Here is a 2,391-nt window from a genome sequence, read left to right on the forward strand (position 1 = left end):
ACGAGGTAGAGCGGGAGGACGGCGGTGACCATCTCGGCGGACAGGTCGGTGATCAGGCTGACCACGCCCAGCCCGATGACCGTGCCGGGGACCGCGTGCTTCGTACGGCCCGCGGTCCGGGCGGGGTCGGCCGAGCGGATGGAGGAGACGTACATGGCGCTACGCGGTGACGCGGATGTCGTCGACCGCGGACTCCCACAGCGACGCGGTGCTCGCGTCGGCGGCTTCGACCAGCAGCCGCACGCTACGGCCGGCGAACGACGACAGGTCCGCTGTGGCGTTCTGCCAGACCCCGGCCACCTCGGTCGCGGAGCCGGTCTTCTCGAACACCGTCGTCGGCGTGGTCCCGTCGAGGACCCGGATCCGCAGGTAGTCCGCCGACGTCGCGTTGTCGCCGTGCGCGAAGGTGTAGGAGAAGGTCAGTTTCCCGCCCGCGGGCACCGTGAACGTCGGTGAGGCCATCGACGACGCCCCGCCGTCGAGGTCGTTCACGCCGTACTCCGATCCGGCCAGCCGCCCGGTGACCAGGCAGTTCGCGCCGCTGGTGGTGTCGCCGCGCTGTTTGATCTGGTTGCTGTAGGTCGAGGTGGTCTGCTCGGGATCGCCTCGCTCCCACTTGCCCGCCGTGGCGGTGTCCGCCCCGGCCGCGTTGAGCCGCCAGCCCTTGTCGGTCTCGAAGTCGTCGGCGAACGCCTCACCGCCCGCCGCTCCGACGCTCACCGTGACCTTCGCCGTCTGGGTCGTGGACCCCGAGGTCCCGGTGACCGTGGCGGACGCCGATCCGGACGCCGTGTCCGAAGCGGTCAAGGTCAGCGTCGCGGTCGCCGTGCCGTTCGCGGGCGGGGTGACCGACGAGGGGGAGATCGTCCCGGTCACGCCCGAGGGCAGGCCGGAGACCGAGAGCGCGGTCGCCGCGGTGAAGCCACCGGTACTGCCGACGTTCACCGTCACCGACGCTGTACCGCCCGGCCGCACCGACACCGAAGACGGGCTGGTGCCGACGGAGAAGGCGGGGGAGGAGGCGGCCTTCTTGCATTTGCCGGTCGCGGTGTCGGTGAAGGTGCGGCCCGACACCGGCACGAAGTCGCTGCGGTAGTCGGTCGCGCTCAGCGTCAGCTTCCCGACGCCGAAGGTGTTGGTGTTGCCAGCCTCCTGCACGGCGGCCGATGACTGGTCGAAGTTGTAGTAGCCCCGGCCACCGGTCCCGATCAGCAGTTCGCGGACGCCGTTCACGTCGTCGCGTGTGCCGTCCGGCCGGGACGGTGCGTAGCGCTGGTAATTGTGGTCGTGGCCGACGACGACGAGGTCGGCCTTCGCGTCGTAGAGCGCCTGGAAGAACGGCCTGACCGACGTGTCGTCGCCGTGGGAGCCGCGGCTGAACCGCGGATGGTGGAAGAACGCGGCCGTGCACGGTTTGGTGCTCGCCGCCAGGTCGTTCTTCAGCCAGGTTTCCTGCGCCGAGCCGGTGCCGCGGGTGATGTTCGAGTTGAGCGCCACGAAATGCCAGTCGCCGACGTCGAAGCTGTAATAGCCCTTGCCGCGTTCACCGGCCCGCGCGCCGAAGTAATCGAAGTAGCCGGAGGCGCCGGAGGTGTTGTATTCGTGGTTTCCCGGCGTCGGATAGGTGATCGCTTTGAACTGCCCGTAGTAAGGGTCGTAGTTGTTCTTGTATTCCGACAGCGTGCCCGAACTGTAGGCGTTGTCGCCAGCCAGGATCAGGGCCTGCGGGTTCATGTTCTTGATCAGCGGCGCGGTCTGGTTGCACGAAGACCCGCAGACGTCGCCGACGGCGGCCACCGTGGTCGTCGCTTCGGCGAGCGGCCGGTCGCCCGCCTGGTAGGCGTCGATGGTGAAGCGGCTGGCGGGATCGGTCAGCGCCGCCGACACGCGCACACAGTCGCCTTCGAACGCGCGGGTGTGGAACGCCTTGCCCGGCCAGTGTCGCGAGGTGAGCGTGAACGAACCCGTGCCGCTGCCGCTCAAGGTCACGGAATCGTTGCCACGCAACGAAAGCTCCGTGAAACGGACGCGTAGCCAGTGCGCGCCGGGCGCGCAGACGGACCGGTCGGCCGAAGTGGACGTTCCGCCACCGGATACCGACGCTGGGCCGGCGGTGACACCCGCCTCCACCAGTTGCGGAACCTGATCGGCCACTTCGGGGAAAGCGGGTGGCGCGGCTCCACCGGCCTGGGGGTGCGCGGCGACCAGGAAGGCCCCGGCCGCCAGTGTGGAGGTCGCGACGGCGAGCGTGCGACGGCGCCATCGTTTCGTGGGTGAGCGCATGCGAGATCATCCTCTTCGGTCATCGGCGGGAGGACGTGCGAGTCGTCGGCGATTCGGGGATTCTTCCGACGATTTCGACCCTAATCGCGGCCGGGGGAGCGTCAACGA

Annotated in this window: 1 protein-coding gene and 1 pseudogene (1 of these 2 cut by a window edge); both read right to left on the minus strand. The window is 69.2% G+C overall.

All coding sequences use genetic code 11. From position 1 onward, the window contains the following. Window positions 1–155: pseudogene (locus AVR91_RS41550) on the minus strand (MFS transporter); it reaches 983 nt to the left of the window's first position. A gap of 4 nt (window positions 156–159) precedes the next feature. Beyond that, complete coding sequence (locus AVR91_RS41555; RefSeq protein WP_063270962.1) at window positions 160–2,283, minus strand: metallophosphoesterase; 2,124 nt, start codon at window positions 2,281–2,283, stop codon at window positions 160–162. Window positions 2,284–2,391: the final 108 nt, after the last annotated feature.

Origin of the sequence: Amycolatopsis keratiniphila subsp. keratiniphila (assembly GCF_001620365.2) — a bacterium.
Taxonomy (GTDB): domain Bacteria; phylum Actinomycetota; class Actinomycetes; order Mycobacteriales; family Pseudonocardiaceae; genus Amycolatopsis; species Amycolatopsis keratiniphila.